Genomic DNA, 23,337 nt, shown 5'->3' with positions numbered 1-23,337 from the left:
GCCCCGACCTGTGACGACAATTGGAGCGGAACGTTTCATTCCATCGGCGCGCGCGCTATGACGAGGTCCGGTCCATGACCGGGAGCCCGCCTTGCGCATCGCCACTTGGAACGTCAATTCCGTCCGCCAGCGGCTGGAGCCGCTCACCGCCTATCTGCGCGAGGTCGCGCCGGACGTGCTGTGCCTGCAAGAGATCAAATGCGAGGACAAAGCCTTCCCGCGCGCCGAGATCGAGGATCTCGGCTATAATGTCGAGACGCATGGGCAAAAGACCTTCAACGGCGTCGCCATTCTGTCCAAGACGCCGATAGAGGTTGTGCGCGGCCTGCCGAAATTCGAGCATGATCCGCAGGCCCGCTACATAGAAGCCGTCGTCTCCACCGATCATGGCGCGCTGCGCGTCGCCAGCATCTATCTGCCCAATGGCAATCCGCCGGACACGGAAAAATACACCTATAAGCTCGCCTTCATGGACTGCCTCATCGCCCATGCGGCGAGCCTTCTGGCGCTGGAGGAGCCCGTGGTTCTGGCCGGCGACTATAATGTCATTCCCGCGGCCGGCGACGTCCATGACCCCAAAGCCTGGGCCGGCGACGCGCTGTTCCTGCCGCAGACGCGCGCCAAATTCCAGGAGCTGCTGAACCTCGGCTATACGGAGGCGCTGCGCGCCTCCACCGACGCCACCGGCCTCTACACATTCTGGGACTATCAGGCCGGCGCCTGGCAGAAAAACAATGGCATTCGCATCGACCATCTTCTGCTCTCGCCGCAGGCCGCCGACCGCCTGCAGAGCGTGACCATAGACAAGGAGCTGCGCGCCGGCGCAAAGCCCTCCGACCATGTGCCGATAAGATGCGAGCTGGAATGATGGACGTCGTCACGAGGACCCCAGCAGCGGAGCTTCCCCCTCGAGCGCCGTCGAATGCGCCATCCTGCTCGCACCCGCGGCGTCATGGCCGGGCTTGTCCCGGCCACCCACGCCAGGAGGCCGAGGCGTCTAAAATGCTCAGCGGAACGTTGCCCCTCCGACGACGCCGGCCGTGGAATGAATCCGTGGATCGCGGGCGCTTTCCTTGGGTTTTGCAGCTGCTTGGCGTGGATGGCCGGGACGAGCCCGGCCATGACGGCCATTGTGTTTCGCGACGTGTGAAATCCCATAGCCCCTCGACGCGCGAAGCATGGAAGCTCACGCCATGACCGATGTCTGGTTCTACCATCTCCAGCGCCTCCCGCTGGAGAGCGCTCTGCCCAAGCTGCTCGAGCTGTCGCTGGCGCGCGACTGGCGCGTCGTGGTGCAGGCGACCAGCGCGCGGCGGCTGGAGGCGCTCGACGATCTGCTCTGGTCCTATGCGGGGGAGAGTTTTCTGCCGCATGGCTCGGCCAAGGACGATGATCCCGAGACGCAGCCGATCTTCCTCACCATCGGCGCGGACAATCCCAATCGCGCCCATGTCCGCTTCTTCGTCGAAAATGCGGAGCTCTCCCCCGTGCTCGCCGACTCTGCGAGCGCGCCGGAAGCGCGCGCAATACTCATGTTCGACGGCAATGACGAAGCGGCGGTGCAGGCCGCGCGCGCGCAATGGCGGCAGCTGAAGACGGAAGGCCACACGCTCTCCTACTGGCGCCAGAGCGAGGAAGGCAAATGGGAGAAGCAGGCGTGACCGAAGAGTTTTTCGCGCGCCGCGCCGCCGCGCGCGCCCGTCTCGACGAGATCGACCCACATAAGAGGCCCGGCGGCGTCGAGGCCGATCCGCAGCGCAAGGATTGGTTCGAGGCCGTCTATCGCCTCGCCGAGGGCGACGCCGCCGGCGTGCCATGGGCGCATCTCGCGCCGCATCCGCTGCTCGCCGACTGGCTCGCGACCCGACGCCTCGACGGTCTGCGCGCGCTCGATGTCGGCTGCGGGCTCGGCGACAACGCCGAGGCGCTCGCCGCCGCCGGCGCGAATGTGACCGCCTTCGACCTCGTCGGGGACGCCGTCGCCTGGGCGAAGCGCCGCTTTCCGCAGAGCGACGTCGATTATCGCGCCGCCGATCTCTTCGCCGCGCCGGAGGAATGGCGCGGCGGCTTCGATCTCGTCCATGAGTGCTACACGCTGCAAGCCCTGCCCGACACGCTGCTGGATAGAGCGGCGGAGGCGCTCGCCGGCCTCGTCGCGCCGGGCGGATTGCTGCTGGTCATCGCCCGCGCCCGCGACGAGGGCCAGGAGGTGGGCGGCCCGCCCTGGCCGCTGCCGCCGAGCCGCATGGAAGCGCTCGCCGTGGGCGGCTTGCGTTGCGAGACGCTCGAGGATATTTCCGCGACGAACGCCATGGTCCGCCATTGGCGCGCGGCCTTCCGCCGGGACGGCTGACGGGACGGGAGCGAAATGACCGACGCGCCGCTACTCTCGATCAAAGGCGCGTCCAAGCGCTTCGGCGCGTTCGCGGCGCTCGAGGACGTGTCGCTCGAGGTGGGCGCCGGCGAGTTTTTCGCGCTGCTCGGCCCCTCTGGCTGCGGCAAGACCACGCTGATGCGCCTCGTCGCCGGCTTCGAGACCTTGGACGCCGGCCGCATCGAGATCGGCGGCGCCGATATGAGCGGCGCGCCGCCGCATCGGCGGCCGGTCAATCTCATGTTCCAATCCTACGCGCTGTTTCCGCATCTCTCGGTGTTCGAGAACATCGCCTTCGGCCTGCGCCGGCAGGGCAAGGGCAGAGCGGAGATCGCCGCCCGCGTCGCCGAGCTGCTGCAGATCGTGCGGCTCGAGGGCGTCGAGACGCGCCGGCCCGACCTTCTCTCCGGCGGCCAGCGCCAACGCGTGGCGCTCGCGAGAGCCCTCGCGCCCGGCCCGCGACTGCTGCTGCTCGACGAGCCCTTGGGCGCGCTCGATCGCCAATTGCGCGAGGAGACGCAATTTCAGATCAAGGAAATCCAACGCCGGCTGAAGACGAGCTTCGTCGTCGTCACGCACGATCAAGACGAGGCGCTGGTGATGGCCGATCGCATCGCCGTGATGCGCGCCGGCCGCATAGAGCAGATCGGCGCGCCGACAGAGGTCTATGAGCGCCCCGCGACGCGCTTCGTCGCCGGCTTCATCGGCCAGATGAATTTCCTCGAGGGCCACATCGAGAACGGCGCCTTCGTCGGCCCCTTCGGCCGTCTGCCGGTGGAAGGCGGCGGTCTCTCGCAAGGCGCGAAAGCCGTGCTCGCCGTGCGGCCGGAGCGGATCGCCATCGCGCCGGCGACCGATGAAAACGCAGGCTTGGACGGCGTGGTGGAAGACGTCGCCTTTCGCGGCGAGACGACGCATTTCCGCCTGCGCCTGCCGGGCGGCGAGGCCTTGCGCGTCTCGCGCGGCGCCAACAGCGGCGCGCCTTTTTGCGTCGGCGATGCGGCGCGCATCTCCATCGCGCCCGAAGCCGGGCGCATTTTCGCGAGCGAATGATGCCGGAGGGCGGCAAAAGACGCAGGCTCACGCGCGGCGAGATGCTGGTCATCGCCGCGCCTTACGCCTGGATCACGCTGTTCTTCCTCGCGCCCTTCGCGCTGATCGTCAAAATTTCGCTGTCGCATCCGGCGCAGACGCGCCCGCCCTATGAGCCCGTCTTCGAGGGCGCCGGCCTCGCCGGCTTTTTCGAGAAGCTCTCGCAGCTCGGCCTCGACGCCTATCGCGGCCTCGCCGAGGATTCGCTCTATCTCGACTCCTATCTCTCCTCGCTGACCATCGCCGGCGTCGCGACGCTGATCTGCCTTCTCATCGCCTATCCTTTCGCGCTCGCCATAGCGCGCGCGCCGCGCCGCTTGCGCCCCGTGCTGATCGGCTTCGCCGTTGCGCCCTTTTGGACGAGCTTTCTGATCCGCGTCTATGCCTGGATCACGCTGCTGAAGGACGAAGGGATCATCAATCATGCATTGATGGCGCTCTGCCTCATCGACGCGCCGCTGCCCATGTTCGCGACCAGCGGCGCGGTGGTCGTCGGCATCGTCTATTCCTATCTGCCCTTCATGCTGCTGCCGCTCTATGCGGCGATCGAGAGACAAGACGCGTCGCTACGCGAGGCCGCCGCCGATCTCGGCGCGACGCCTTTCCAAGTCTTTCTGCATGTCACTTTGCCACTGTCGCGACGCGGAATCATCGCCGGCGCACTGCTCGTATTCATTCCCTCGGTCGGCGAATTCGTCATTCCCGATCTGCTCGGCGGCTCCGACACTCTGATGATCGGCCGCACGCTCTGGAATGATTTCTTCGCCAATCGCGATTGGCCGGCGGCCTCCGCCGCGGCGGTGGCGCTGCTAGCGCTGCTGCTCGTCCCCATTCTTCTCTATGAGCGCGCGCAATTGCGCGAGGGCGAGCGATGAGCGGCGCGCGTCTTCTGCGCCTCGCCGCGCTTTTGCTCGGCTTCGGCTTTCTCTATGGGCCGATCGCCATATTGGCGACGATGAGCTTCAACGCCTCGCGGCTGGTGACAGTGTGGGGCGGCTTCTCCACCAAATGGTACGCCGCCCTCCTCCATGACGAGCAAATGTTGCGCGCCGCGCAGATCAGCCTCTCCGCCGCGGCGCTGTCCGCGCTGATCGCGACGATCAACGGATTGCTGGCGGCGCTGGCGCTGGCGCGTTTCGGCGGCTTCCGCTCGCGCACGCTCTTCGCGGGCTCCATCTATGCGCCGCTGGTGATGCCGGAAGTGGTGCTCGGCCTCGGGCTGCTGCTGGTCTTCGTCGCCTTCGACGTCGAGCGGGGCTTTCTCACCCTGGTGCTGGCGCACGCCTCCTTCACAATGTGCTTCGCCACTGTGATGATCCACGCCGCGCTGAAAGGCTGCGACCGCACGCTCGAGGAGGCGGCGATGGATCTCGGCGCGACGCCGGTGCGCGCCTTCGCGCTCGTCACTTTGCCGCTGATCGCGCCCTCCGTCGTCAGCGCCTATCTCCTCGCCTTCATCATCTCGCTCGACGATCTCGTGATCGCGAGCTTCACCACCGGCCCCGGCGCCACCACCTTGCCGATGCGCATCTACTCGCAAGTGCGGCTCGGCGTGTCACCGGAGGTCAACGCCATCTCGACGCTGCTGCTCGGCTTCGTGGCCGTCGCGCTCGGTCTCTCGGCGCTGCTCACGCGCGGGCGCGCCAAGGGCGGCGGGGCGGGGTGAGGCCGCCCTTCATGCCGTCGCGCTTTTCCTCGCATTTTCTTGAATGAGATCGAACACACGCCGCGCATCGTCGATCATCAGAAATTGCGGCGTGGGATCGAGCGCGGGCGTCAAATCCGTCCAGCCTCGGTTTCCCCACACGGGCGCCGGGACGCCGAAACGGATGGAGCCGCTTCCGTCGACGCGCTCGTTCAAATCGACCGCCGGCAGCCGGTCGAGCGCGAGCGCCGTGAATCGTCCGAAAGGCTCCGGTCGCATGATCAAAATGCGCAAATTCGTGACGGCATAGCGCATATCGCTCCTGAGCCAAGCGTCGAACAGGAATCTACCGAAGACGAAATAGAGCCCCATGCAGACAAAGAAACCGCCCACGGTAATGAAGAACCAGGGCGCGTTCATCCGGCCGGCGGAAATCGTCCAGAACACTGCGAAGCCACACCAGAGCAGGCTGAAGGGGATCAGAAAAACGTCGCGATTACGCAGCGACAGGCCGCAAGCCGGCTGGCCCGACCAGAGAACACGCTCCCCGTCGAGCAGGCGATTTGAGAAAAATTCGTCAGTCATGTGCGCCACTTCGAAACCGAGGATGGACGCCGCGTTTTATAGCAGAAGCGCTCGGTTGCCGTCACCGTCGACGACTGGTTCGAGACGTCCTCTCACCGCTCCTTCGCCGCGCCCGCCTCCGGCTCCACGCGCGGCAGCAGCGGCGCGGCGGCGCCGGAGCGCTTGATCAGCGCGGCGGCGTCCGGCGCGAAGACGGGATCGTCCCAGGCGCCGGAGAGATCGAAGCCGATCTGCACGCCCTTCTCGCGCGGCTTGCCAGCGGCGTCGGCCTCATTGGCCTGCGCCTTCATCGCGAGGCTGCGCTCCGGGATGCGCGCCTGGCCGGCGAAGGCCAGCGCGAAGCCCGGCCCATGCGCTTGGCCATCCTCTATATTCGCGGTTCCCTTGACGATTTTGATGGTCGCGCTGGCGCGATCCACCAGCGAGTGACCGGAGCGAATGTCCATCGCGCTCGACAAGGGCCGTTTGTCGATGCGGCGGAGCGCGCGCTCCAGGTCTATGCCGTCGACCTCGCCCTCACTCAGCGTGAGGGTGGCGCGGCCGTCGAGATCGCGCATGAGCTGCGAGACGCTGTCGCCAGTGGCGTCGAGCGTGAAATTGGCGTCCAGCGCGCCGCCGAGATCGGGCCGCGCGGCGGCGTCCCAGGCGAGCGCGCCGGCGTCGACGCCGGTCAGCTGCGCATTGGCGTGGAATTCCAGCGCGCCCGCCGCATTGGCGGCGAAAATGGCGCGGCCCTTCACGGTTCCCTTATAAGCCGCCGCCTCGGCGAGGGCGAGCTCGAGCCGGCCGCCGCGCAGCAGCAAGGACAGAGCGGCGTCCTCGAGATTGAGCCGCAGAACGCGGGCGCGCGTCGCCGAAAGGCGCAGATCGACATCGGCGTTCTGAATATCCGGCAAAACGAAAGCGTCGCGGCTCCACTGGCCGTCGGCGCCGGAGAGCGGCGGCAGATCGGCGACCATCGGCTTCAGCGACACGTAATTGCTGGCGAGCGTCGCATGGACGATCGGCTTGTCGCCCTCGTGGCGCAGACCGAAGGAGCCCTCGAATTCATTGTCGTCGGCCGAGAGCTTCAGATCGGTGAGCTGGAAATCGCGCAGGCCGACGCTGGCTTTGGCGGAAAGCTGGACATTCTCGAAAGGCCCGGGCAGCGGCGCGCTCACATTGGCGAGGGCGAGCGCATGGCGCAGCGAGGGCGAGGAGGCGGTGAGCCGCCCCATATAGCGGGGCTTGGGGCCGAGCTGGCCGAAGCCCTCCGCCTCCGCCCGCAAGCTGTCGGAATCGAGCCGCACGGTGACCGCCGTCTGCTCGCCACGCAGAAGGGCGCCGGGCTTGAGCACCCACAGCGTGCCGCGCGGTCGCTCGCCGCGCCAGGAGAAGGCGATGTCGAGCGTCGCGGGCGAGCCGACCGTGCGCCAGTCGAGACTGGCCTCTATGTCGCGCAGTGTCTCTTCGCCGCCGGCATATTTGACATGGGCCACGCCGGAAACGATGGCGACGCCGCCGAGCCGGGCGCGATCGGCCTTTTCCGCCGCGGCAGTCGAGGGCCGCGCCGCCGCCGCGCGCACGGCGGCGCCCGCCGCGCTCATCGGCTTGCGGTCGAGATCGATCTCGATGGCGGGGCGAACGAGCTCTATGTCGGCGATCTCGAGACGGCCGGCGAGCAGCGGCAGCAGCAGCACATTGCCGTGCAATCGCTCCGCCTCGATGGTGAGCGCCGCGGTCGGGTCGGCGAAGGCGATGCTGTCTATGGTGATGTGCGGACGGGGCAGCACCGAGAAGGTCGAGCGCCCCTTGGCGGCGATGAAGAGACCAGAGGAGGAATTGAGCTGGCCGGAAATCTCCTCGAGCAGAGCGCTGGTGGAGAAGGTCCAGGGCGCGAGGGCCGCGCCGAGCGCCACCGCCACGACGGCGCCCATCACGATCAGCCAGCGCCGGGAAAGACGCGCGAAAGGCAGGCGGCGACCGAGGCTCGAGGGTTTCGATCCTTCGATTTCGCGCATTGGGCCGGTCGAGTGCGACATTCCATCGTCCATGCAGAAAGAGGCGGGGCAGAAAGAGGCGGGCCGGGCCGCACGGCCGCGCGCGACGGAGCGCGCTTCTTTCGAAAGGGCGGCCGCGCCGACAGGCCCGCGCGCCAATAGCGCGCGAGGCCGGACCATGGCGGCAAAGGGCGGCGAGATCGTGGCGGCGCGAGGCCCTCAGTATTTGCGCAGAAGGCTGACCAGACGGCCCTGGATGCGGACGCGATCCGGCCCGAAAATGCGCGTCTCATAGGCCGGATTGGCGGCCTCTAGCGCTATTGACGCGCCGCGCTTGCGCAGGCGTTTCAAAGTCGCCTCCTCGTCGTCGATGAGGGCGACGACGATATCGCCGGTGTCGGCGCTGTCCTGCTTTCTCACCACGACGACGTCGCCGTCGAGAATGCCGGCCTCGATCATCGAATCGCCGCGCACCTCGAGCGCGAAATGCTCGCCGCCGCCGAGCATGTCCGGCGGCAGGCTGATGGTGTGGCTGCGATTCTGCAGCGCGGAGATGGGCGTGCCGGCGGCGATGCGGCCCATGACCGGGATCGCCACCTGCTGATCGGACTCCGGCTCGCCGGCCGGGACGGGCCGCACGCGGCCGAGCGCGCCCTCTATGACCGAGGGCGAGAATTTGCCGCCGCGCGCGGCGACGCGGGGCGTCGCCGATTCGGGCAGGCGCAGCACCTCGAGCGCGCGGGCGCGATTGGGCAGACGGCGAATGAAGCCGCGCTCCTCGAGCGCGAGAATGAGCCTGTGAATGCCGGATTTGGAGCGCAGATCGAGCGCGTCCTTCATCTCGTCGAAGGAGGGCGGCACGCCGGTCTCCTTCAGGCGCTCATGGATGAAGCGCAGCAAATCGCTCTGTTTCTTGGTCAGCATGAGAGCCCCCTGGCGCCGCCCCGCCCGCGGCGCGCCACGTCCGAACCCGGCCATGATGGCGCGGGTTCATAAACAAATCATGAACGGGAGGATAGGCGTTCTCGGTGCGTTCCGCAAGGGCGTCATCATTCAACACCAATTAGCACCACAGCCCGTTTCTCAATCGATGTGCTTCGCAAAGACGGTCATAATCCCAAATGAGTGGAAATATTTGATTCCCCTCGACCAATGCGGATAGCGATTTACGCGGAGGCGGAATTAAAGTCTGAAACTTAGCAATTGACCAACGTTGAAAGTGCTCCCAACGCTCATCCTCATTCAACGGCCTATCAGGTAAATCGAACCATTCACCATTCTTCTCGTGATGTTTTCGGAGTTCCCAGACCGCAAAGTCCGCAGCCTGCATCGCCGGCAGGTCTCGAAAGGTTCTGGTCTTCGCTAAGGCTGTGATCGACATTCGATCAAAATCACCACGATTATACGAATCAAGATCTGCGTATCTCTTTGCCTCGCTAAGTTTAGAGTCAACTTTTTCTAGATGATCAAAGACAAGCTCAGAGCTTAGTTCTCCATACTCTCTTGCTACAACCACCATACAGCCATACGCTGCCAATGCGTACGGCTTCAGTCCGACGCCATGCTCACGGTTAAACCTCTCCAAATCCTCAAGACGAACGATTGAGGCGAAGAACTGGAGCCGGCTTTCATAAATTATTTCTGCGAGTTCATTGAGAAAGGCGCTCCACTCTGCTTGGTGTTCTTTGGAGGGCCACCACTTCGCGTAGACCCCTTTTGCCTCATTCGCTTCCTTCATATGCAGATAGGGAACACCATGCTTGGCAAGCGCGATCGGCCAATGGTGGTCAAAATATTCCCATCTATGATCTGCGCCGGCATAGCCACCAATTGCCCATACATCGTCGCGCCGGCTGTCATCAAACCAGCCCTTTATGGTAGCCGAAGCGCAATTACGGCGCGACGATGTATCGGTGGACAATCTGGTCAGCCCAATTCTTTGCGAACGCCGAATCGTTCGCCATGATCGACATAATATATTATTCTAATATTTGCGAGCCGCAGGCACAGTGGGCTGGATGGGCTTCCCGCCCATCTTTCATCTGCTCCCCTCACTGCGCCGCCGCCGCCTCCACGCCCAGCATCGGCCGCACATGCCGCGCGAAATCCTCTAGCGAGCGCAAGTTCTTCTCCGGATCCCGCGAGATCGGCTTCAGCAATATCGCCCGCGCGTCGGTCTCCTCGCGATAGGCGGCGATCTTCTCCGCCACTTCGTCGAAATCGCCGATCAGCGAGCGTTGCAGCAACCCCTCCTCGGTCAGCGAGGCCGGCGCCGCGCCGTCCTGGCGGGCGAAATTGCCGCGCATCCGCTCGGCGAAGCGGGAGAGGAAGGGAATGGCCTCGGCCAGCGCCTGCTCGCGGCGCGGCGCGGCGTAATAGAAGCGCGCCATGGTGAAGCGCGGATCGCCCTCCGCGCCTGCGGCCTCGCGATAGATGCGCAAGGTCTCCTTTATCTGCTCTATGGGGAAAGGCGGGCCGGCCATCACGCCATGGCCATTGCGCGCGGCGTAGCGAATCGCTCCCGGCGTGGTGGTGGCGAGATAGGTGGGAATGGGCTTTTGCAGCGGGCGCGGCGTGAGGCTGAGGCCATTGGCCTCGTAATGCGCGCCGGTGAAAGTCACCCTGTCCTCATAGAGCAGGCGATTGACGAGGCCGAGCGCCTCCAGAGTCATCTCCCGCGTCGAATCCTTGCCGGCGCCGAAATGGCGGTTCTGCAATTCGAAAGGTCCGCCGCGCGCCACGCCGAAATCGAACCTGCCCTTGGAGAGAAGATCGATGGTGGCGACATCCTCCGCCACTTGAATGGGATTGCGGAAGGCGAGCAGCACCGCCGCCGAGCCGAGCCGAATCGTGCTCGTGACGCCGGCGAGATAGGAGAGAAGCGTGAGAATGGAGGGACAGGCGGCGTCCGGCTCGAAATGATGCTCGGCGACCCAGGCCTCCTCGAAGCCGAGCGCCTCGGCGTGGCGCACCAGCCGCGTCTGCGTCTCGAAGCAGCGCGCGAAATCCTGCTGCGGGTTTTCGTAAGTGGAGAAGACGCCGAACCGCATGGCGAGGGCCTCGAGATGCGCGCCGCCGCTCCCATGCGCGCCTTGGCTATATACGGCAGTTACATATTGTCATACAGAATATGGACGCAAAAGCCCGCCCGCAAGCGCAAAAACATTGGCGTCGCGCGCGAATTTCGGTCGGCCGATAGAAAGCTCTCGTCTAATCCGGCGGATGGGCGTCATAATAGAGAAATCAAATAAAGCGACGAGAAAAGCACATTGATCGACGATCGGCGCTGTGGCGATTTTCCGATAGAAAGAGTTGAAAAAGTCGCAGCCCTCGGCATTGTCTCTAGGAATAGCGGACGCTGCGGAAGCGGCGTTCGGGGGAACGCTCACGACGCCACGCGAAGCGCGGCTCGACTTTTGGAGGATTTGATGTCGGTAGCCGCAATGCCGTCCCGGCAATTTTTCAGCCGGGAGCGCTCCGTCGCAGCGCCCGGCTTCAATCGCTGGCTGGTGCCGCCGGCGGCTCTCGCCGTGCATTTGTGCATCGGCATGGCCTATGGATTCAGCGTGTTCTGGCTGCCGCTGTCGCGCGTCGTCGGCGGCGCCGAGCCCAAGGCCTGCCCCGCGGATATGGGCTTTTTCGCCACCGTCTTCGCCACGAGCTGCGATTGGAAGATCAGCATGCTCGGCTGGACCTTCACTTTGTTCTTCGTCTTTCTCGGCTCCTCGGCGGCGGTGTTCGGCCATTGGCTGGAGACCGCCGGCCCGCGCAAGGCGGGCCTCGCCGCGTCGGTGTGCTGGTGCGGCGGCCTGCTGATCTCGGCTGCCGGCGTCTATCTGCATCAAATCTGGATGCTGTGGCTCGGCTCCGGCGTCATCGGCGGCATCGGCCTCGGGCTCGGCTATATTTCGCCGGTCTCGACGCTCATCAAATGGTTCCCGGACCGGCGCGGCATGGCGACCGGCATGGCGATCATGGGCTTCGGCGGCGGCGCGATGATCGGCGCGCCGCTCGCCGACAGGCTGATGTCCTTTTACGCGACGCCCGGCTCGGTCGGCGTGTGGCAGACCTTCGTCACCATGGCGGCGATCTATTTCGTCTTCATGGTGGGCGGCTCGCTCGGCTATCGCGTGCCGCGCGAGGGCTGGAAACCGGAGGGCTGGGCGCCCACGACGGCCGCCAACAAGATGGTGACGAGCCGCCACGTCCATCTGAACGTCGCCTGGAAGACTCCACAATTCTGGCTGCTGTGGGCGGTGCTGATGCTCAATGTCAGCGCCGGCATCGGCGTGCTCGGCATGGCCTCTCCCATGCTGCAGGAAGTGTTCGGCGGCAAGCTCATCGGCCTCGACATCGGCTTTTCCGAGCTCGACGCGGCGCAAAAGGCGAAGATCGCCGCCATCGCCGCCGGCTTCACCGGCCTGCTCAGCCTCTGCAACATCGGCGGCCGCCTCGCCTGGGCGACATGGTCCGACAAGCTCGGCCGCAAGACGACCTATGCGATCTTCTTCATCCTCGGCATTATTCTCTATTCGGCCGCGCCCTTCGCCGCGCAGCAGGGCAATATCGTGCTCTTCGTGCTGTTCTTCTGCGTGATCCTGTCCATGTATGGCGGCGGCTTCGCGACCATTCCGGCCTATCTCGCCGATATTTTCGGCACGCATTATGTGGGCGCGATTCACGGCCGTCTGCTCACCGCCTGGTCGACGGCGGGCGTGCTCGGTCCGGTGCTGGTCAATTATCTGCGCGACTATCAGCTCGACCACGGCGTCGCGCGCGACGCGGTCTATAATCAGACCATGTATATTCTCGCCGGCCTGCTCATTCTCGGCCTTATCTGCGATCTCGCCGTGCGGCCGGTCGCCGAGAAGCTGTTCATGACCGACGAGGAGGTCGCCGCGGAGAAGAAGACCAGCGTCGCCGCCGTGGCGCAGGAAGAAAGAGAGCCGCACGCCGATTTCGAGGATTATGTCGAGGAGGGACAGGCGGCCGAAGCCGCCGCCGCCGAGGCGCGCCGCGCCGCCGCCGCGCAGAATGGCGGCTCGCGCATTCTGCTCTTCGCCGCCTGGGCCGCGGTCGGCATTCCGCTCGCCTGGGGCGTGTCGATCACGCTGCAGAAGACCTTCGTTCTCTTCCACTGACGGGGGCCTCATGTGCGCATTCTCCTCGTCGCCTCGCTGGCGCTCTGCGCCGGCGCGGCGCTGGCCGACGGCCCGCCGCCGGCCGTGCTGCAGAGCGAATTGAAATATGCGCCCGTGCCGATCTTTTCGGGCGTCACCGCCGCGCCGGTGAGCGGAACGGCGACGCAGCCGGGCGCGCTCTACGCGCTCTCGGTGAAATATGCGGCCGGCGCGAAATCGCCGCCGCATACGCATCCCGACGCGCGCCTGGTGACGGTGATCTCCGGGCGCTTCCACGCCGGCGTCGGCGGTGAATTCGACGAGAAATCGCTGCGCCTCCTCGGCCCTGGTGATTCCATCGTCGTGCCGGCGGAGACGGTTCATTTCGGCTGGGCGAAGGACGGCGAGGTCCTGCTGCTCGAGACCGGCGTCGGCCCTTCCGGCGCCAGCCTGTGGCCAAAGCCGGCTCCGCAGCGCTGATCGCCTTCTTGTCTTGCGCGTCTTCATGGTAGATCGAGCCACGAAGACGCGAAGGACAGGACGCTGCTCACCCTCCTCCATACGGCCGATTGGCATCTCGGCGCGCAGCTGCAAGGCTGGCCGCGCGAGGCGGAGCATCGCAAGGTCCTGCGCGCACTGGTCGCCATCGCCGCCGAGCGCCGCGTCGATGCGGTGATCGTCGCCGGCGATATTTTCGACAGCCTCAACCCTTCCGCCGAGGCGCAGAAGCTCCTCTACGACACGCTGAAGGACCTGCGCGCCGCCCTGCCCGCCGCGACCGTCGTCCTTCTCGCCGGCAATCACGATCCTGCCGGCCGCATAGAAGCGCCGCGCGCTCTGTTCGATCTCGTCAATGTCGCCGGCGTCGGCGTGATCGCGCGCAAGAATGGCGAGATCGACGCCGACGTGCATCTGGCGCCACTGCGCGGCGCCGGCGGCGCGGTCGAGGCGCATCTCCTCGCCGTACCCTATCCGCGCGCCGCCGATCTGCCGGTTCTGGAAGGCGAGAACGAGGGCTCGCCGGTCGTGCGCTCCGTGCGCGCGCTCTATGGCGAGCTGATCGCCGCGGCGCGGGCGCGCATCGGCGCGGCGCCGCTCATCGTCACCGGCCATTTGCATGTCGCCGGCGGCCTCGAATCGGAAGGCGCCGAGCGCCGCATTCTCGTCGGCGGCGAGCACGCCGTGCCGCCGGACATGTTTCCGCCGGATGTGGCCTATGTCGCGCTCGGCCATTTGCATCGGCCGCAGGCGATCGGGCGCGAGAACATCCGCTATTCCGGCTCGCTGTTTCCGCTCTCCAAGACCGAGATCGACTATCGTCACGGCGTGTCGATCGTCACGATTCGAGAGGCCGAGACGACGATCGAGCATGTCCCGCTGCCGCGTCCGACAGCCTGCCTGCGCATTCCGCCGCGCGGCGGAATGGCGCGGCAAGATGTCGAAGCCGCTTTCGCGGCGCTCGCCCTCGATCCGGCGACGCCTGCGGATGAGAAACCTTTTGTTCATCTGACCATCGCCGCCGACGGCCCGATCGTCGGCTTGGACGCCGAGATCGACGCCATAGCGGAGAAATTCCCGATCCGCCTCGCCTCACTCACCGTGGAGCGGCCGCAGCGCGCGGAAACAGAGGCGCCGGCGCCCGCCACGCTGCGCCTCTCGGAGCGGCAGCCGGTCGAGCTGTTCCGCGAGGCCTTCGCGCTCACCCATAAAGCCGAGCCGACGGCGGAGCATCTCTCTCTGTTCCATTCCGCCGCAATGGAGGAATAGTGCGCATTCTCACGATAAGGGGCGAAAATCTCGCGAGCCTCGCCGAGCGTTTCGAGATCGATTTCGAGAAGGAGCCTCTGCGCGGCGCCGGCCTCTTCGCCATCACGGGCGAGACGGGCGCCGGAAAATCGACGATTCTCGACGCGCTCTGCCTCGCGCTCTATGACGCTTTTCCGCGCGTCGCCGCACAGGGCGTCAATGAGAGCGTTCCCGACCCGAGCGGCCAGACGGTGAGCGCCGCCGATCCGCGCTCCATTTTGCGCCGCGGCGCGGGACGCGGCTTCGCCGAGGTGGATTTTCTCGGCCGCGACGGCGAGCGCTATCGCGCCCGCTGCGACATTGCGCGCGCTCGCGGCCGCGCGACCGGCAATCTTCAGCAGCGCAGCCGCGCGCTGCATCGTCTGGATGCGGAAGGCGCGGTGGTCGCGGCTGTCGCCTCGGGCGTCGAGCCGGTGCGCGCCAAAATCGTCGAGCTCACCGATCTCACCTTCGAGCAATTCCGCCGCACCGTGCTGCTGGCGCAAGGCGATTTCGACGCTTTCCTGCGCGCCGATTCGAAAGAGCGCGCCGATCTGCTCGAGAAGATCACCGGCGCCTCGGTCTATGCGGAGATTTCCAAGCGCGTCTATCTGCGAACGAAAGCCGCGCTGGAGGCGCTGGACCATCTGCGCCGCCGCCGCGACGAGATCGGCCTGCTGCCGGCGGAAGCGCGCGCGGCGCTGGAGAGTGAGCGCGAAACCTCCGCCGCCGCCCGCGCCGAGGCCGCGCGGGAACGCGACGAAGCCGCCGCTCTGCTGCTGCGCCATGCGGCGATCACGCAAATGGAGACGCGCCTCGCCGAGGCGGAAAGCCGCGAGCGATCGGCGCTCGCCGCGCAGGAAACACTGGCGGAAACGCGCGAGCGGGCAAAGACCCTCGATCTCGCCGAGCCGCTGCGCGCGCCGCTCGCTGCGCGCGAGGCGGCGGCGCAAAATCTCGCGCGCGCGACAACGAATGAGATGGCCGCGCGCGGCACATTGGAGAAAGCGCAGGCCGCGCTCGAAGACGCGCGCGCCGCAGAAGCGCAAAAGCGCGTTCGTCTCGATGCGGCGGAGGCCGAATTCAAAGCATTCGGGCCTTTGTGGTCGCAGGCCGAAGGGCTCGACGCCGATATCCTCGCGGCCGAGCAGGAGGCGGCGAAAGCCACGAAAATCGCAGGCGACGCGGCGCTGATCGCGCAGCAGAAGACGAGCGAGGAAGCGGCGCTGATCGAGCGCATCGGCGCCGCCGAGTCGCAAGCCGAAACTGCGCGCGCCGCGCTGGAGCGTCTGGCCGGCGCCGAACCGCTGCTCACGCGCTGGAACGAGATCGCCGAATGGCTCGGCCGCCGCAGCGAGGCGACGAAGTCGCTCGCCCGCGACGCTGCGCGCATGCAGGAGCTCGGCGCCGAGATCGACGCCGCCGCTCGCGAGCTCGCCGCGCTCGACGCCGATGACGGCGCGGCGAAGGAGCGGCGCGCGACTCTCGCAAAGCAGATCGAAGCGCGGGGCGACGCGCTGACGCAGTCGAAAGAGGAAGAGGCGAGCGGCCGCCGCCGCGCGCTCGACGCGCTCGCGCGCCTCGCCGCGCAGATCGAGACGCAGATGCGCCGTCATGCGAAGGCGCGCGAGACCTCGCGCCGCGCGACGCTCGATCTCGAGACGGCGAACGCCGCGCAGGAGAGCGAGACGCGCGCGCTCGGCGCGGCGCGCGCCGCGCTCGAGATGTGCGAGGCGCGACGCGGCGAGGTGGAGCGGCTCGGAGAAATCGCCGACGCCGCCGTCTCCAAACAGGCGCTGGCGCTGCGCGCCAGCCTCGTCGACGGCGCGCCCTGCCCTGTCTGCGGCGCCAGCGAGCATCCCCATGCGCATTCGAGCGCGGCGGCGAATGCGCTGATCGCCGAGCTGCGCGCACGGCGCGACGCGCTACGCCGTGAAATGGCGGAAGCCGAGCGCGCGATGGCCTCTGCGAGCGGGCGCCGCGCCGCGGCGCAGGACCGCGCCGACGACGCGACGCGCCGCCTCGGCGAAGCGCAGGCCGAGATAGAAGAGGCCGCGAAAGATTTCGACGCGGCGCGCGCGTTCTGGCGCGATGACGCGCCAGCGGCGCCGGCGGCGATCGACGATATGGCCGCGCTCGCCGTCGCCGCCGAAGCGATCGAGCGCGAGAGCGCCGCGCTCGACGAACGGATCGCGCGCGCGCGGGCGCTGCGCGCCGATATGGACACGCTGCGCAAGACATATGATCGCCTCGCCGAAGCGATGGAGGAACGCCGACAGAGGCGCGACGATCGTCTCGCGCGCATCGCCTCGGCGCGCGAAGAAGCGGCGCGCCTCGGCGAAGCGCGCGCGGCCGCGACGGAGAGCCGGAACGCCGCGGATCGCGCGCTCGCGCTGTTTCTGCCGCTCTGCGGTCTCGTCGCCGCCGATCTCGAGCGCGATCTCGCGGGCGCGACGCGCCGGCTGAAGACGAAGGGCGAGGATTTTCGCGACGCGCAGGAGAGCGCCGCGCGCATGAAGCGCGATCTCGAGGAGATGACGCAGACGCTGATCGCGCTGCGCGTCGAAACGCGCGCGCGCGCCGAGGCGGCGGCGATCGCGAAGCGGCAGAAGGAGGATCGCGCCGGCGCCCTCGCGGGACTGCGCGCGCAGCGCTGCGAATTGCTGGGCGGCGAAGCGACTGCGATCCATCACACGCGCTGCAACGAGGCGCGTCTCCTCGCGCAGCAGGCGCTCGACGCCGCGACGCGAAGCAGCGCCGAAGCCGAGGCGCGCCGCGCCGCCGCCGAACGCGATTTCATCCATGCGAGCGACGCGCGCGCCGACGCGCAGACGCGAAGCGATGCGGCGACGCAGGAATTTTCCGCGGCTATCGTCGCCGTGGGAATGGACGAGCCTGCGGCGCTCGCCCTGCTCGCCGTCTCGCCGCAGGAGCGCACGCAATTGCGCGCGCGGCTGGAAGCGGCGGACGCCGCGCTCGCCGCCGCGCGAACAGAAAGGAATGCGCGCGAGAGAGACCTCGCCGATGCGCTCGGCGCAGGACGGCCGGAGCAGGATGTCGCGATTGTGGACGCGCGCCGCGCCGAAGCGGAAGCGAAATTGGAAGCGCTGGCGCGGCGACTCGGCGAGATCGGCGAAAGGCTCGCAGCCGATGATCTCGCGCATGGTCGCGCGCAGACGCTGGCCGGCGAGATCGCCGCCGCCGAGGCGACGCATAAGAGCTGGGCGGAGGTCGACGCCGCCATCGGCTCGGCGAACGGCGACAAATTCCGCCGCTTCGCGCAGAGCGTGACGCTGGAGCATCTCGTCGCCCTCGCCAATCGCAATCTGGCGACGCTGACGACGCGCTATCGGCTGGAGCGCTCGGCCAGCGACACCGCCGATCTCGGCCTGCAGATCGTCGATCGCGATCTTTGCGACGAGCGGCGCTCGACGCGCTCGCTCTCCGGCGGCGAGCGCTTTCTCGCCTCGCTCGCGCTGGCGCTCGGCCTATGCAGCCTCGAGGGCCGCGGCTCCTTCGTCGACACTCTGTTCATCGACGAGGGCTTCGGCACGCTGGATCAAGGAACGCTCGACGTCGCCATGGATGCGCTGGAGCGGCTGCATGGACAGGGCCGCAAGGTCGGCGTCATCAGCCATGTGGAGTCGCTGCGCCAGCGCATCCCCGTGCAGATCAGGGTGGAGAAGCGCGGCGGCGGCCGCAGCGCGGTGCGCATAGAGGCGCGCGCCGGCCTGCTGGTGTGAGGCCTCACAGCGCGTTGCGATAGGCCTTGCGCGAGAAGATCGTCATGAAGATGATCCACACGTCGAGCGGCAGCGACCAATGGTCGATGTAATAGAGATCATGCTCGACGCGCAGGCGGATCTTCTCCGGCGAGTCGATCTCGCCGCGCAGCCCATTGACCTGCGCCCAGCCGGTGATGCCGGGCTTCACATTGTGGCGGCGCGCATAGAGGGCGATCTTGCGCTCGAAGAGCTGGTCGTGCGCCAGAGCGTGCGGACGCGGGCCGACCAGCGACATGTCGCCGCGCAGCACATTGAAGAGCTGCGGCAACTCGTCGATATTGTAGCGGCGGATGAAGCGGCCGACGCGCGTCACGCGCTTGTCGCCGGCCGTCGCCTGAGTGATCTCGCGGCCGTCCTCCATCGTCGTCATGGAACGGAATTTGGCGATGCGGAAGGGCTCGCGGTTGAAGCCGTGGCGACGCTGGAAAAACAGCGCCGGGCCTTTGCTGTCGAGCTTGATCGCCGCCGCGACGGCGAGCAGCAGCGGCGACAGCGCGATGAGGCCCGCCGCCGCCAAGACGATATCGAAGAGACGCTTGGCGATGATCTCGAGCGATTCGTGCCGGCGGCCGCTCAGATTGAGGCTGGCGATCGAGCCGATCTTGTTGATATGCGCATCGGCGAAACGGTCGAGCACGCGCTCCGGCCCGAGATGAATGGAGGCGGGAACGCGCAGAAAAGCGGCGACGCAATCGTCGATGACGTCGGTGCGGCTCCAGGGCGCGAGGATGAACACATCGTCGGGCAGCAGCATTCGCGCCGAAGCCTGCGCCAGAGCGAGATCGTCCTGCATGGCGTCGGCGCGATCGCGCAGCGCCACGGCGGCGACGATATTCATGCCGCTCTCCCAGGGCTGATAGCGGCGCGTGAATTCGTCGATATCGCTCTCGAAGCCGACGAGAAACACGCGGCGCGCCGAGGCGCCGCCGCGCTCGGCGCTGCGCCGAACCACGCCGACCAGCGCCGCGCGCGCCGCATAGACGGAGAGAAAGCCCGTCGCATAGAAGAGCACGAAGGCGCCGCGCGAGGATTCTTCGGTCGCCTTGGCCAGAAAGCCGAAGGTCAAGGCGCAGACGAAGGCGACGCTCCACAGAACCGCGCCGCGCCAGCCATGGCCCTCCAGCGTCAGATAATTCTTGATCGCATATTCGTGCCGCATCACATTCGAGAGCACGAAGAGGATCGCCGCGAACATGCACAGCCGCAGATTGGGCAGCGTCGAGCCGTCATAGCCATAGGCGAAATAGTGATACAGCGTCTCGCAGGCGATGGCCGTGGCGAGAATGACCGCCATATCGACCAGCGCAGCGATCACCGAGAAGGAGGCGCGCATCAGCGCCGCATTGGGGCTCGGCATGGCGCGCGACCAGCCGCTGCGCAATGCGGCGCTGTCGGCTCCTGCTTTGGCGCGAGCGTCGCCTTTACGGAGCGACGAAAAGGGAAGATCGGCGATACTCGACACGGCCTCGTCTCCAACCCGATACTGCCGCCGTGCCGTAATGGAGCAATTCCCCCGTTTTGGCCGGCTTTCGGGAGTTTGGCTGCAAACGGCCTGCCCGCAGGGCGGCGAAATCGCGGCAAAATCGGGAGAAGAGGGCGGCGGCCGAGCCTCGCCATTCCATCAAGCTGTTGATTTATATAGTATTAACCAATAGCGGCGGCGGGTCCGCGCGTCTGCGGCGCCGCGGCGCCGAGAGAAGCCTTCACAATGGCGTCATCCTGCCTATAGACTATGGCCGCGGCTCGGGGGCTGGAGGGCGTCCGATCGATTCGCGGAAAGAGGGCCGAGGTGACCGTTCACTTTCGCCAGTCCAATGTTTCGCCGCAGGCCTGCCCTGCGCTGGTTCTCAACGCCGACTATCGGCCGCTGAGCTACTACCCTCTGTCCCTATGGGGATGGCAAGACGCGATAAAGGCGGTCTTCCTCGACCGGGTCAATATCGTCTCGGAATATGACAAGACGGTCAAAAGTCCGAGTTTCGAAATCAGATTGCCCTCGGTCGTTTCTCTCAAAGCCTATGTGAAGCCCGCCCGCCATCCCGCCTTCACCCGCTTCAACGTCTTTCTTCGCGACCGCTTCACGTGCCAATATTGCGGACAGCGGGACGACCTCACCTTCGATCACGTGATCCCCCGCTCCAAGGGCGGCGCCACCACTTGGGAGAATGTCGTCGCCGCCTGCTCGGCCTGCAATCTGCGCAAGGCCGACCGGCTGCCGCATGAGGCGCATATGGTTCCGGCGCAGCCGCCGTTTCAGCCGAGCGTCGCCGATCTGCATCGCAATGGGCGGCTGTTCCCGCCCAATTATCTCCATGACAGCTGGCTCGACTATCTCTATTGGGATTCGGTGCTGGAGCCCTGATATCCCCTTATGCTGCGCCGCCTTCTCGTCATCTCTTTCGCCTTCGTCCTGGCGGCCGGGGCCGGCATGATCTTCCTGCCCATCGCCGCGCTGAGCGATCCCACGACGCGCGAGGCCGGCTCGTCCCTGGCCATTGCGGCGCTGTTCTGGGCCGAGCCGGACGACGTCGCCGCAGCCTTCGGCTATGTGCTGTGGGCGATGGGGATCGCCGGCTGCGTGGCGCCGCTCGCCATTGTCGCGCTCGTCGGCGAGGTCGCCGGCGCGCGCGCCTATACATGGTATGCGGGCGCGACGGCGCTGCTCGCCGCTGCCGCGCCGACAATTCTCCGCGCCGCGCGCGGGGGCTCTCGCGTCGCAGAGGCGAGCGCGGCCGAGGGACGCTTCGCGCTGCTGTTCTTCCTCACAGGCGCGTTGACCGGCACGATCTATTGGCTGATCGCCATGCGCGGGCGGGAAGCGCGCGGCTGACGATAGCGACGCGGGATTTTCGATGAAATTGCCTCCGATTATGTTTTTGCCGCCCGCATTCGCCGTTTTGGTCGCCGCAGCGCGGGCGCAGACGGTCGAGAACGACCGCTGGCGCTTCGACGGCGATGCAGAGATTGCGCAACTGGTGCGCGCCTCGACCGAAGGCACCGATATGGTCGGGCGCTTCTCGTTCAAATGCCGCGCTCACTCGGGCGAAGTCGAGACGACCATCATCCTCGACAAAGGTGATCTCGGCGAGATCGGCGACCTCATCAAAAGAGACGGCGCCCCCGAGTTCCGAATGCTTCCCGATCTCGACAACCTAGAATTCAAGATCGAGAGCAATAATATGTATGGCTGGACCATGCTCTTCACCGTCGACGCCGGCTCCGAATTCATGCGCTCCTTCGGTCGCAGCGGCCAGCTGCGCTATCGTCTCGGCAAGACGACGCGGCAATATGGGACCACGGCCGGCAAGGACGACGCCGCGGCCTTCGTTGATGCCTGCTCGAAGAAATAGAGAGAGCCGCGATCAGCGCGATATGCCGCCGAGCACGCCGCGCAGCACTTCCTTCGCGATCTGCGTGCCGATGGAGCGCGCCGCCGATTGCACCGCCGAGCGCATGGCGAGCTCGCCCGTCGACATGCGCTTGGGATTCTCGCGCTTGAACAATCCGCCGACGACGCCGCCGACCATGCCGCCGATCTTGCCGAGAACGCCGCCGCCGGCGTTCGCCTGCGTCGTCTGCTCGCCGGGCCGCGCCGGGCCGGCGCCGGCCGAGCTCAAATGGCCCTCGGCGCGCTTCTGCAACACTTCGAAGGCCGATTCGCGATCGATGGGCGTGTCGTATTTGCCGCGCAGCGGACTCGCCGCCAGCACATTGGCGCGCTCCTCGGGGGTGATCGGCCCGACGCGCGCGGCCGGCGGCGCGACGAGCACGCGATCGACGATCTCCGGCTTGCCCTTGGCGTCGAGCATGGAGACGAGCCCCTCGCCGACGGAGAGCTGCATGATCGCCTCCGCCGTGTCGAAAGCCGGATTTTGCCGGAATGTTTCCGCCGCCGCGCGCACCGCCTTCTGGTCGCGCGGCGTGAAGGCGCGCAGCGCGTGCAGCACGCGATTGCCGAGCTGGCCGAGCACGCTGTCCGGCACGTCGAGCGGGTTTTGCGTGACGAAATAGACGCCGACGCCCTTGGATCGGATGAGCCGCACCACTTGCTCGATCGCCGTCAGCAGCGCCTTGGGCGCATCGTCGAAGAGGAGATGCGCCTCGTCGAAAAAGAAGACGAGCTTCGGCTTGTCGAGATCGCCGACCTCGGGCAGCTGCTCGAACAGCTCCGACAAGAGCCACAGCAGGAAAGTGGCGTAGAGCCGCGGCGAGCGCATGAGCTTGTCGGCCGCCAATATATTGATGACGCCGCGGCCGTCGCGATCGACGCGCAGGAAATCGGCGATGTCGAGCGCCGGCTCGCCGAAGAACTTCTCCGCCCCTTGCGCTTCCAGCACCAGCAGCTGGCGCTGGATGGCGCCCACGGTCGCCGGCGCGACATTGCCGTATTTGGTCTTCAAACGGCCCGCATTGTCGGCGACATAAGTCAGAGCGGCGCGCAGATCCTTGAGGTCCAGCAGCAAGAGGCCCTGCTCGTCGGCGACGCGGAACGTCACATTGAGAACGCCCTCTTGAACATCGTTGAGCTCGAGCAGGCGCGCGAGCAGCAGCGGCCCCATTTCGGAAATGGTGGCGCGCACCGGGTGTCCTTGCTCGCCGAACACGTCCCAGAAGACGACGGGAAAGCGGTCCACCGCATAGGCGAGGCCGATCTCGAGCGAACGATCGACGAAAGCCTGGCGCATCTCGCCCGTCTGCGACAGGCCGGCGAGATCGCCTTTCACATCGGCGAGAAACACCGGGCATCCCGCATTGGAGAAGCCCTCGGCCAATTTCTGCAGCGTCACCGTCTTGCCGCCTCCGGTCGCGCCGGCGATGAGGCCGTGGCGATTGCCGACGGAAAGAGTGAGGTAATTGTAAACGCCATCGGCATTCGCGCCGACGAGAATTTTTCCGGGGCTGGCGTTCGGGTCGTCGCTCATGTTCTCGCGCCTGCACTCATTGGGAGAATCGCCGAACCGGCATTATATAT

At 66.6% G+C, this 23,337-nt stretch carries 21 protein-coding genes; 13 read left to right on the top strand and 8 right to left on the bottom strand.

All coding sequences use genetic code 11. The annotated features are described in order from the left end of the window. Window positions 1-91: 91 nt before the first annotated feature. From xth to FMZ75_RS14105, 6 genes are all read left to right on the top strand, one after another. Window positions 92-868, top strand: a complete 777-nt coding sequence (gene xth / locus FMZ75_RS14130) for an exodeoxyribonuclease III (RefSeq protein WP_166143662.1) — start codon at window positions 92-94, stop codon at window positions 866-868. Window positions 869-1,193: 325 nt separating this feature from the next. Further along, window positions 1,194-1,661: a DNA polymerase III subunit chi gene (locus FMZ75_RS14125; protein WP_142861427.1), complete on the top strand. Its 468-nt coding sequence runs from the start codon at window positions 1,194-1,196 to the stop codon at window positions 1,659-1,661. Next, a complete protein-coding gene (locus FMZ75_RS14120; RefSeq protein WP_166143660.1) occupies window positions 1,643-2,353 on the top strand; it encodes a bifunctional 2-polyprenyl-6-hydroxyphenol methylase/3-demethylubiquinol 3-O-methyltransferase UbiG in 711 nt (236 codons plus the stop codon). The genes FMZ75_RS14125 and FMZ75_RS14120 overlap by 19 nt, the downstream gene beginning before the upstream one ends. 15 nt (window positions 2,354-2,368) lie before the next feature. Then, window positions 2,369-3,427: an ABC transporter ATP-binding protein gene (locus FMZ75_RS14115; protein ID WP_166143658.1), complete on the top strand. Its 1,059-nt coding sequence runs from the start codon at window positions 2,369-2,371 to the stop codon at window positions 3,425-3,427. Beyond that, the gene (locus FMZ75_RS14110) at window positions 3,424-4,341 is read left to right on the top strand and encodes an ABC transporter permease subunit (protein WP_166143656.1); all 918 of its coding nucleotides are present in this window, start codon (window positions 3,424-3,426) and stop codon (window positions 4,339-4,341) included. The genes FMZ75_RS14115 and FMZ75_RS14110 overlap by 4 nt, the downstream gene beginning before the upstream one ends. Then, complete coding sequence (locus tag FMZ75_RS14105) at window positions 4,338-5,132, top strand: ABC transporter permease subunit (RefSeq protein WP_166143654.1); 795 nt, start codon at window positions 4,338-4,340, stop codon at window positions 5,130-5,132. The genes FMZ75_RS14110 and FMZ75_RS14105 overlap by 4 nt, the downstream gene beginning before the upstream one ends. A 9-nt stretch (window positions 5,133-5,141) precedes the next feature. On the opposite strand, the gene FMZ75_RS14100 is transcribed toward FMZ75_RS14105, so the two are convergent. The 6 genes from FMZ75_RS14100 to FMZ75_RS14075 form a co-directional block, all read right to left on the bottom strand. Further along, entirely contained in the window at window positions 5,142-5,696 is a 555-nt protein-coding gene (locus tag FMZ75_RS14100) for a PH domain-containing protein (RefSeq protein ID WP_166143652.1), read from the bottom strand. A gap of 92 nt (window positions 5,697-5,788) precedes the next feature. Then, window positions 5,789-7,696, bottom strand: coding sequence for an AsmA family protein (locus tag FMZ75_RS14095; RefSeq protein WP_166143650.1), 1,908 nt, complete (start codon window positions 7,694-7,696; stop codon window positions 5,789-5,791). Window positions 7,697-7,894: 198 nt separating this feature from the next. Next, window positions 7,895-8,599: a transcriptional repressor LexA gene (lexA, locus tag FMZ75_RS14090; RefSeq protein WP_024878951.1), complete on the bottom strand. Its 705-nt coding sequence runs from the start codon at window positions 8,597-8,599 to the stop codon at window positions 7,895-7,897. A gap of 139 nt (window positions 8,600-8,738) precedes the next feature. After that, window positions 8,739-9,596 (bottom strand): hypothetical protein, encoded by an 858-nt coding sequence (locus FMZ75_RS14085; RefSeq protein WP_166143648.1) that lies wholly within the window; start codon window positions 9,594-9,596, stop codon window positions 8,739-8,741. Between the two features lie 130 nt (window positions 9,597-9,726). Then, the gene (locus FMZ75_RS14080) at window positions 9,727-10,725 is read right to left on the bottom strand and encodes an LLM class flavin-dependent oxidoreductase (RefSeq protein WP_166143646.1); all 999 of its coding nucleotides are present in this window, start codon (window positions 10,723-10,725) and stop codon (window positions 9,727-9,729) included. Between the two features lie 69 nt (window positions 10,726-10,794). Further along, entirely contained in the window at window positions 10,795-11,064 is a 270-nt protein-coding gene (locus FMZ75_RS14075; protein ID WP_142861436.1) for a hypothetical protein, read from the bottom strand. A gap of 39 nt (window positions 11,065-11,103) precedes the next feature. On the opposite strand from FMZ75_RS14075, the gene FMZ75_RS14070 reads away from it, so the two are divergent. The 4 genes from FMZ75_RS14070 (at window position 11,104) to FMZ75_RS22170 (ending at window position 18,323) form a co-directional block, all read left to right on the top strand. Then, window positions 11,104-12,816 (top strand): OFA family MFS transporter, encoded by a 1,713-nt coding sequence (locus FMZ75_RS14070; protein ID WP_166143644.1) that lies wholly within the window; start codon window positions 11,104-11,106, stop codon window positions 12,814-12,816. A gap of 12 nt (window positions 12,817-12,828) precedes the next feature. Continuing rightward, window positions 12,829-13,275: a cupin domain-containing protein gene (locus FMZ75_RS14065; protein WP_166143642.1), complete on the top strand. Its 447-nt coding sequence runs from the start codon at window positions 12,829-12,831 to the stop codon at window positions 13,273-13,275. 63 nt (window positions 13,276-13,338) lie between these two features. Continuing rightward, complete coding sequence (locus tag FMZ75_RS14060) at window positions 13,339-14,562, top strand: exonuclease SbcCD subunit D C-terminal domain-containing protein (protein WP_166143709.1); 1,224 nt, start codon at window positions 13,339-13,341, stop codon at window positions 14,560-14,562. Further along, on the top strand, window positions 14,562-18,323 hold the full coding sequence (locus FMZ75_RS22170) for an AAA family ATPase (protein ID WP_166143640.1): 3,762 nt from the start codon (window positions 14,562-14,564) through the stop codon (window positions 18,321-18,323). The genes FMZ75_RS14060 and FMZ75_RS22170 overlap by 1 nt, the downstream gene beginning before the upstream one ends. Window positions 18,324-18,327: 4 nt before the next feature. Here FMZ75_RS22170 and FMZ75_RS14050 read toward each other — a convergent pair whose 3' ends face one another. Next, a complete protein-coding gene (locus FMZ75_RS14050; RefSeq protein WP_142861441.1) occupies window positions 18,328-19,827 on the bottom strand; it encodes an exopolysaccharide biosynthesis polyprenyl glycosylphosphotransferase in 1,500 nt (499 codons plus the stop codon). A 327-nt stretch (window positions 19,828-20,154) separates the two neighbouring features. Here FMZ75_RS14050 and FMZ75_RS14045 point away from each other — a divergent pair, with 327 nt between their 5' ends. From FMZ75_RS14045 to FMZ75_RS14035, 3 genes are read left to right on the top strand one after another with little or no spacing between them, the layout of a single operon-like run. Further along, on the top strand, window positions 20,155-20,727 hold the full coding sequence (locus tag FMZ75_RS14045) for an HNH endonuclease (RefSeq protein ID WP_174800236.1): 573 nt from the start codon (window positions 20,155-20,157) through the stop codon (window positions 20,725-20,727). Between the two features lie 9 nt (window positions 20,728-20,736). Continuing rightward, the gene (locus FMZ75_RS14040) at window positions 20,737-21,195 is read left to right on the top strand and encodes a hypothetical protein (RefSeq protein WP_108916588.1); all 459 of its coding nucleotides are present in this window, start codon (window positions 20,737-20,739) and stop codon (window positions 21,193-21,195) included. A 22-nt stretch (window positions 21,196-21,217) separates the two neighbouring features. Then, window positions 21,218-21,715, top strand: coding sequence for a hypothetical protein (locus FMZ75_RS14035; RefSeq protein WP_142861442.1), 498 nt, complete (start codon window positions 21,218-21,220; stop codon window positions 21,713-21,715). Window positions 21,716-21,727: 12 nt separating this feature from the next. On the opposite strand, the gene FMZ75_RS14030 is transcribed toward FMZ75_RS14035, so the two are convergent. After that, window positions 21,728-23,287 carry a helicase HerA-like domain-containing protein gene (locus tag FMZ75_RS14030; protein ID WP_207783440.1) on the bottom strand — a complete coding sequence of 520 codons (1,560 nt, stop codon included), beginning with the start codon at window positions 23,285-23,287 and terminating at the stop codon, window positions 21,728-21,730. Window positions 23,288-23,337 lie beyond the last annotated feature (50 nt).

The sequence above is a fragment of the Methylosinus sp. RM1 genome (genome assembly GCF_011378635.1).
Taxonomy (GTDB): Bacteria; Pseudomonadota; Alphaproteobacteria; order Rhizobiales; family Beijerinckiaceae; genus Methylosinus; species Methylosinus sporium.
The sequence above is the reverse complement of the archived record's forward strand: the minus strand, read 5'-3'. Positions and strand labels throughout refer to the sequence as shown.